The 7,804-nt window shown below is 69.3% G+C and carries 4 protein-coding genes and 2 pseudogenes; 3 read left to right on the plus strand and 3 right to left on the minus strand.

Annotated elements, in window-relative coordinates:
* Window positions 1–273: 273 nt before the first annotated feature.
* Window positions 274–684, plus strand: coding sequence for an ASCH domain-containing protein (locus ACVCAH_RS37130; RefSeq protein WP_447140887.1), 411 nt, complete (start codon window positions 274–276; stop codon window positions 682–684).
* Between the two features lie 80 nt (window positions 685–764).
* Here the strand turns inward: ACVCAH_RS37130 and ACVCAH_RS37135 are convergent, their stop codons facing one another.
* Together ACVCAH_RS37135 and ACVCAH_RS37140 are read right to left on the minus strand one after the other, a co-directional pair.
* Window positions 765–1,151: an NUDIX domain-containing protein gene (locus tag ACVCAH_RS37135; RefSeq protein WP_447140888.1), complete on the minus strand. Its 387-nt coding sequence runs from the start codon at window positions 1,149–1,151 to the stop codon at window positions 765–767.
* A pseudogene (locus tag ACVCAH_RS37140) lies at window positions 1,141–1,221 on the minus strand (hypothetical protein); the annotation flags it as partial. The pseudogene ACVCAH_RS37140 and the gene ACVCAH_RS37135, both read right to left, overlap by 11 nt.
* Before the next feature lie 1,100 nt (window positions 1,222–2,321).
* On the opposite strand from ACVCAH_RS37140, the gene ACVCAH_RS37145 reads away from it, so the two are divergent.
* A complete protein-coding gene (locus tag ACVCAH_RS37145) occupies window positions 2,322–3,389 on the plus strand; it encodes a helix-turn-helix domain-containing protein (protein ID WP_447140889.1) in 1,068 nt (355 codons plus the stop codon).
* 191 nt (window positions 3,390–3,580) lie between these two features.
* Window positions 3,581–3,888 (plus strand): annotated as a pseudogene (locus ACVCAH_RS37150) (LysE family transporter); the annotation flags it as partial.
* A 78-nt stretch (window positions 3,889–3,966) separates the two neighbouring features.
* Here the strand turns inward: ACVCAH_RS37150 and ACVCAH_RS37155 are convergent.
* Entirely contained in the window at window positions 3,967–7,512 is a 3,546-nt protein-coding gene (locus ACVCAH_RS37155; protein ID WP_447140890.1) for a S8 family serine peptidase, read from the minus strand.
* Window positions 7,513–7,804 lie beyond the last annotated feature (292 nt).

Below are 7,804 nucleotides of genomic sequence, written 5' to 3' on the forward strand. Positions count from 1 at the left end.
TGCAGCGACTCCCATGGGACGTCGTCGAGCCCGGCCAGCGGGTCGGTCACTTGATCCATCCAGCGGTTCTACCAGCAACAGCCGACAGTAGCGGGTGACATCAGCCGTTGACATCAACGATGGTGGCCGAAGCTGGATGAGTGCGAACGGAGGTCGAATCCGACCCGAACCCAGTGGACGTCAGCGGACACTACGACTCTCGCCGAAAGCGCCTTGTAAGCGAGACGTCAGTCGCGGCTCACCGCTTGCGTACCCTTCCTGGCATGGATCTCGATGATCTTTCGCGGGGCGGAGTTCGCGTTTCCCGGGCCGCTACGGGACAGACTGGTGGCCGCGATCCTGTCCGGCGCGAAGACCTCGACTTCCGCTCTGGCCCTCGGATTTGAGCGCGCGAACGAGCCGCTGCCGGAGGTCGGCGAACGATCGGCGGTGGTGGACTCTGAGAACCGGCGGGTTGCGGTGATCGAGCTGACCGAGGTGCGGGTGGTCCGGCTGGCCGATGTTGACCTGCAACACGCCCTCGACGAGGTCGAGGGTGATGAGTCGGTGGCGCAGTGGAGGGCGGGGCACGAGACGTTCTGGCACAGCGCGGAAGTGCGCGCAGAGCTTGGCGACTCCGGCTTCACCGTCGATGACGACACGCTGGTGCTAACCGAGCGCTTCCGGCTGGTGCACTGCGTCTGAGCTGACGCCGATCGTCGTCCGATTTCCCTACCCATGAGCCAGGCGCGTCCACCGGCCGGCAGCGATCCGACCGGGCCGGCTCAGCCGGCGATGGGGCGCTGACCGGTCCGGGCGGCGGCGAGCGTGGCCAGCCGGGAGTGCTCCGGCGAGCCCACGAACCGGGCCAGCACCTCGGCCGTACCTGGGGTGTACGGCCGGCCGTCGAGGACCCGGTCGGCCGGGACGAACAGGATCGCCGCCCCCTCGCCGAGCACCACGTTCTCCTGCCCGGCGCCGGTCGCGCCGCAGAAGTAGTGCTTGACCCTGCCAAGCTCGGGCAGCTCCTGCCGGGCGAAGAGGCGCAGATCGCGCTCGGCGCGCAGTCCGGTCTCCTCCCGCAGCTCGCGGACGGCGGCCCTGCTCGGCGGTCTCGCCCGGCTCGCCGTGCCCGCCGGGCAGCCCCCAGACGTTCGGATGCAGGGGCGCATGCTCGTCGCGCAACTGCAGCAGCAGTCGCCCGTCCCGGTCCACCAGCAGCACGCACGAGATCGAGATCATGCCGCAGCGTAGCCCGAGAGTCGGCCGCGTCGACCGGCCAGGACGCCGGGCGGCACGGTCGCGGTCCACGTCGGAGATCCGCGGCGGGCTTGTATCCGAGCGGCGGGTTTGATCGAGCGCGACCGCGAAGCTGCCTTTCAGCGTGATCGACCGGGTGACCCGGCAGGTCCGCTGAACCTGCACGGCCCCGCACCTGCTTCGGTGCGGGGCCGTCTAGGGTCTGTCCTGCCGATCATGAAGTAGCGGTGATGCGGCTTCCATCATTGACAGGTCAAACGCCAGGGGTTGCTGATGCTCGACGCCATGCCTCAAGTGCAACAGACGTGGCGCCTGATTGACCCTGACGGCGCAGGCCGCCGATGGCGTCTTCGTCGGGGCTTGACCCCTGATTGTGGACACGGCTATGCGGCTGGTGCCAGGGTAGTTGATGTTGCTCGGAGGGTGTTCTCGTAGGTGGTCGGGGAGCGTTGTCCGAGCCGCGAGTGGCGGCGGACGGTGTTGTAGCGGTGCAGCCACTGGAACGCCGCGAGGCGGGCCTCGCGGTCGCGCGGCTGGCCAGCCTGGCGACCTCGGATTGCCGCCGCTTCCCGCGTCCGCCGAGCCAGGTGAACCGGCCGTCACCGCCGACGGTGGCATCACCTGGACCGAGGTCAGCGTGCGACACGCGGGGAGGGGCGAGTACGCCTTCACCGCACCCCCCTCGGCGCTCGTCGCGGACAGTTTCCTCGGCTTCGGTATCACCGCCGAGGATGCCACCGGCACCTCGGTCGACCAGTCGCTGCCCGGGCCGTTCCGGTCAGGCGCAGATGGCGGTCGTGTCCCTTTCCGGCGGAGGCTCGGCGGAAAGGGACACGACCGCCCACCGCGTTTCGACAAGAGAGGGACCACGTGCCACGTCCGACAGGACAGGTAGGCGACCGCCGCGATCCCGCCACCGGGCTGCCGATCACCATGCCCCTGATCGTGCGCGCGCATGTCTGACACCGTTGTTGCCTATTGGTGTGCTGGATCCTCGGGCGTTGCGTTCCGCAGCCACCGCAAGCGGTCGGGCGGCGAGCTGTCTGGCCAGTCGCCGATGAAGCCTGGGTGAAGGAATGAGATTGCAGGAGAGCGAGGGGGCCCGGGGAGAAACGGTGTTCCGGGCCCTGGGGCTGACGGAGACGGAAACCCGGTTGTACATCCTGCTGGTACGGACCGAGCCGTGCTGGGAAGACGCGGTGGCGGAGCTGCTCGGGGTGCCCCCGGAACAGGCTTCGGCGGCCGTGGACGGCCTGGCCGCCAAGGGCCTGCTGACTCGTGTCGAGGGAGACCGGACCCGGCTGATCGTGTCTCCGCCCGACATCGCGGGAGAAGTGCTGCTGTTGCGGCGGATGCAGGAGTTGCACTCTGCCCGCGCGGCTCTGGGGCGGCTGGCGGACGAGTACCGCACCGCACCCTGGTCAGATCAGGTGCGGGCGATGGTGGAGCCGACTCCGGACGCAGCAGTGGCCCAGCGTATCGATCAGATTCAGCGCAGAGCGCGCAGCGAGGTGTTGATCCTTGATGTGCCGCCCTATCTGACGCCACCGGCATCGGACGGGGACGTCGCGAACAACACCGAGCTCCAGCGGCTGGCGGCGGGCGTGCGTTATCGGACGGTGTACGACCGGCGGGCGGTCGAGAGGGAGGGCGGCCTGACCCGGGTCTCCCGCTACGTGGCGGCGGGTGAGGAGGCCCGCATCGCCCACCGGGTGCCGCTCAAGGCAATGATCGTCGACCGCGAGCTGGCGATCGTCCCTGCGGTCGCGGGCGAAACGGGACGGTCGGCCGGTTCGGCCCTGATCCATCCAAGCCCACTTTTGGACGGACTGATCGAACTGTTCGAGCTGATCTGGTCCCGGGCACTGCCCATCGACGCCTCGGGCGTGCCGCACGCGGAGGCGCCCCGGCTTGGCGAGGCGGACCGTCAGCTGCTCACCCTGCTGCTCAGCGGCCTCACCGATGCGGTGATCGCCCGTCAGCTCGGCATTGGACAGCGCACCGTGTTGCGACGCGTGCGCAATCTGATGGACCGGGCGGGGGCGGTGACTCGCATGCAGTTGGCGTGGCACGCGGCATGGCATGGCTGGATTGGACCGGTGACGCCCGATGGGCGGCGGACGACTCCGAAGGTTGTTGATGGCGACTAATGACAACCGGGTTCACTGAGTGGAGGATCGCCGCAGTCGCGCCCATCGATCGGGAGCATCTTGCGGGAGAAATCCGCCCGTGAGACAACCATTCGCGTGGGGCAGGCGGATCTTCGCCGCACCGCTCGCGTCCACGGTGCCGACCGGGTGCGGTCGCGCTGACCGGCGCGAGCGCGGCGAACGCCGCCGCGGCGGCGGTGCGCAACCCGTTCCGGCGCGCGGCCGTGATCAGCCTGCTCAACCCCAAGGCGATCCGGTTTTTCATCACCTTCTTCATCCAGTTCGTCGACCCGGCTACCCCTACCGGGGGCTGTCCTTCCTGCTGCTCGGGCTGATCGCGCAGCTGACCAGCGCCCCGTAGCTGACCGCGCTGATCTTCGCCGGCACCTACCTCGCAGCGCAGTTCCGCCAGCGCCGCCGGCTGGCCGCGGAGGTCACGACCGGGATCGGCGCGCCGTTCGTCGGGTTCGGCCTCACGCTCGCCACCACCGCTGGCTGAACCGGCCGGATCCGGCCGGACGCAAGGGAAGGGCCCGTCCCGCCGGAGGGCGGGACGGGCCCCTGTCTGGTCGGTCCGTCAGGACTTGTCTGGCCGGTCGGTGACGCGGATCGCGTTGACCAGCGGCTTGCCGCTGCTCGCCACGAACCGCACGTTGAGCGCTCCGTCGGTCACGGTGACCGTGTAGGTTCGGGTGACCGCCGCGTAGCTGCCGGCCTCGTACGTTATGTCGAGGGAGGGCAGCACCTCGGTGCCCTCGGCGAGGACGTCGAAGACCCGCTGGCCCGGCTTGCTGCTCGACACCTCGGCGAAGTCCAGCTCCACCGTGTAGACGCCGTTGGGCACGTTGTCGAACCGGTATTCGTACATGCCCTCCCGCGCGTTCTGGAAGAGCGCCGGGTCGTCGGTGCCGCTGATGGCCCGAGAAGTGGACTTGGTGCTGGACGTGCCCTGGTAGCCGAAGGAGCCCACCGTGTACTTCTGGTCCTGCTGCCAGGTGTCGCCGAGCGTGTCCACGACGCCGGTGCCCGACGCGCCCGCGTCGAGCGCCGTCTGGTAGCGCGGCACGACGACCTTCACCGGCACGGTGAGCACCGGGGCCCGTCCGCTCTCCGACGTCACCTGCACGGTGGTGGTGAGCACCTCGCCCGGCGCGTACCCGGCCGTGTCCACCGAGAGCGTGCCGGTGGCCTTCGCGCCCGTCGCCAGGTCGCCGCCGGTCAGGCTGACCGACAGCCATGGGGCGTCCTCGATGACGGTGTACGCCGTCGGGAAGCCCGCGTTGGACAGCTCGAAGGCGCGGGTGCGCTGGTGGCCGACGGGGATGACGATCTCGTAGGCGTCCTTGGCGACCGCCACCTTGCCGGTCTTGAGCGCCTCGGACACGGCCACCACGCCGCCCGCATCGAGCGTCACCGCCTGCTCGAAGGGCTGGTACGCCGGGGCGGAGAGCTTCACCGTGGTGGCACCGGTCGGTGCCTGGGCCAGGTACGAGCCGTCCGACCCGGTGGTGGTGGTGACCGCCGTGTCACCCGTGCCCACGGTGACCGTGGCCCCAGCGACGCCCTCGCCGTCGTTGGCGTCGCGCACCGTGCCCAGCACCACGCCGGTCTTGGTGGTGCGGAAGTCGATGCTGAGGCCGTCGGAGAGCACGCCGCCGGTGTTGTAGGAGTACTGGAATGCGTCGGTGCCCGGGCGGTTCTCCACTCCGATGGTGGCGCTGGATCCCGACTGGAGACCGATGCCGGCAGTGTCCTTGTAGTGGTAGGAGATTTTGCCGTCCTCGCCGATGACCGCGGCGAAGGAGAACGGCTTGTCCTCCTCTGAGTCGTGAACGACGTCCCGCCACTCGATGACGAACGAGCGGTGCGGGGCGGTGCCGATGAGGCCGGTGTAGATGCCCGCGGTGGCCGGGGGCACCTTCAGGTCGTCCCAGAACGGGTAGAGCGCCGCGTTGGGTGTGGTCGTGCGGGGGATGGTGTTGTTGCTGCTCGAGGTCGAGCTGGAGGCAAAGGTCACCACGCCGTTGGTGGTGATCCAACCGGACGTGTAGCTCTCCCCGTAAAGCGCGACCGGGAAGGGCAGGGTGACCGCCACGGAGTCGTTGTCCCCGTCGGGGAGCCCGAGCTTGTCCGTGCCCGCGACGTAGTCGTCGCCGTTGCCCGCCGCGCACGCGTACCCGAAGGTGTCGACGCGGTCCGGCAGGGCGATGTTGGCGGTGGTGTCGGCCGTGACCTCCACGTGCGCGGTGCCCGCGGTGGCGCAGAGCGACGGGTGCGAGGCCGTCAGGTCGTACGCGCCGTGCGGCAGGGTCACCTCGTAGTGGCCCTGGGCGTCCGCGGTGGCGGTCACGGGGGTGCCGGTCACGGTGATCGTCGCACCTCCGGCGGGCCCGGAGTACGACGTGACCGTGCCCGCGACCTTCGCCGAGGGCGCCTGCTGCAGCGCGATGTCGCGGGTGGCGGTCTGTCCTTCGACGACGGTGACGGTGCCGGTACCGGTGAGGTAGCCGAACTTGGTGACCGTGATCGTGTAGTCGCCGACGGAGAGCACGGGCAGCGCGTACGTGCCGTCGGACGCGGTGTTGAGGATGCGGTCCATCGGGCCGTCCACCACCACCTTCGCCCCGCCGACGGCCGCGCCGCCGGAGGTGACCGCGCCATTCAGCGAGCCGGTCGGGCCGCGCGGCGTGGCGGAGACCGCCGCGAACGCGTCGAGTCGGCCCTCACCGAAGATGTTGTTGTCGGCCGCGGTGCCGCCGCAGGCGGTGGCACCGACGTCGATGGCGGTCTGGTCGAGGAGCGCCTCGGTCTGCGCCACATCGCCCTGGATGGCGGGGGACGCCGACCACATCAGCGCAACCGTCGCCGCGGTGTGCGGGGACGCCATGGACGTGCCGGACTTCGAGCCGTAGCCGCCGCCCTGGACACTGGAGCGCACGTTGACGCCCGGTGATGCGAGGTTCGGCTTGATCGCCCCGTTCTCGCCGGTACCCCGGGAGGAGAAGCTGGCGATGGCGTTGTTGATGTCGAACGCGCCGGAGCTGTAGCTGCTCACGTAGCTGCCCGGCGAACCGCTGGTGTTGCAGGCCGGTCCGTTGTTGCCGTTGGAGAACGCCGGGAAGATACCGGCGGCGCGCCAAGCGGCGACCACGTCCTGATACCAGGGGTCGAAGACGTTCGCGCCCCAGGAGTTGTTCACCACATCGGGGGCCAGGTCGGGGCGCGGGTTGGCGCCGGTCAGATCGGTGGGCGCGACGATCCACTGCCCGGAGGCGAGCAGCGAGTCGCGGCTGCAGGAGCTGGACTCGCACCCCTTGGCGGCGATCCACTTGGCGGCGGGGGCGACGCCGATCTTGTTGTCGCCGCCGTCGTCGCCGACCATCGTGCCCATGGTGTGCGTGCCGTGGCCGTTGTTGTCGCACGGCACGGCCGTGGGGCACACCCCGGCGGGATCGAACCAGTTGTAGTTGTGGTCGTAGGTGCCGTCGCCGTTGCGACCGCGGTACTGGTTCTTGACCGCCGCGTGGTCGTACTGGACGCCGCTGTCGATGTTGGCGACGACGATGCCCTCACCGCGCACCCCGATCTCGTTCCAGACCCGGGGGGCGTTGATGCGGTCGATGTTCCATTCGACGGCGTCGACCTTGGGTTCGGTCTCGCCCTCGGTCGGCTCGTCGAGCTTGATCTCGTCGTCCGCCGTGATTCGCGCGACCTCGGGGCGCTCGGCGAGCTTCGCGGCGATCTCCTGCCCGCCGACGACCTGGATGGAGTTGTCGATCCAGAAGGAGGTGTAGTCGACTCCCGCCGACTCCAGCAGCTTTACCGCGTCCGCCTGGGACGCCGTGGCCTGCTCTTGCTTCGCCTCGTAGACAGCGGTCGCCTTCTCGGTCTTCGTCGTGGCCTGCGCCGCCACGTGCAGGTCGGCGTCGCGGTTGAACTCGAGCCAGAAGGTGACCTCCTCCTCGGCCTGAAGCTGGTCGAGCAGCGCGGGTTCCGCCTTCTGCTCGAGCGGGGACTCGTCAGCGATCGGCTGGGCGGTCGCGGTGCCAGCGGCCAGCGGTATCACCACGAGTGCGATCAGGGCCGCGAGGGCCACCTGCAACGGTCTTCTCTGTCTTGCCACCAGGTCTCCTTGGCAGTAGCGGCGGGGGTCACCCGCCGTGGGGGTGCAGAAAACGTGCGACTCACCGCCCGTGCCAGCGGCCTGATTGATCGAGCCATCTGCAAGCCTCGATCACATAACGGGACGTGATCAAGAGCTGTCAATGGCGTATGGATGCCCATGGCGCAAATAGGCCAAGGAAGTGGCGGAGCCAGGCGTCGACTAAGGCGTGTTTCGTAAGTCGAGGGATCCGTACGAAGTCGCGGCGTGGCGGTGGTCGATAACTGAAGAGGTCTCCGGTATCTGGTTCTGC

The organism is Micromonospora sp. LZ34 (assembly GCF_052981855.1).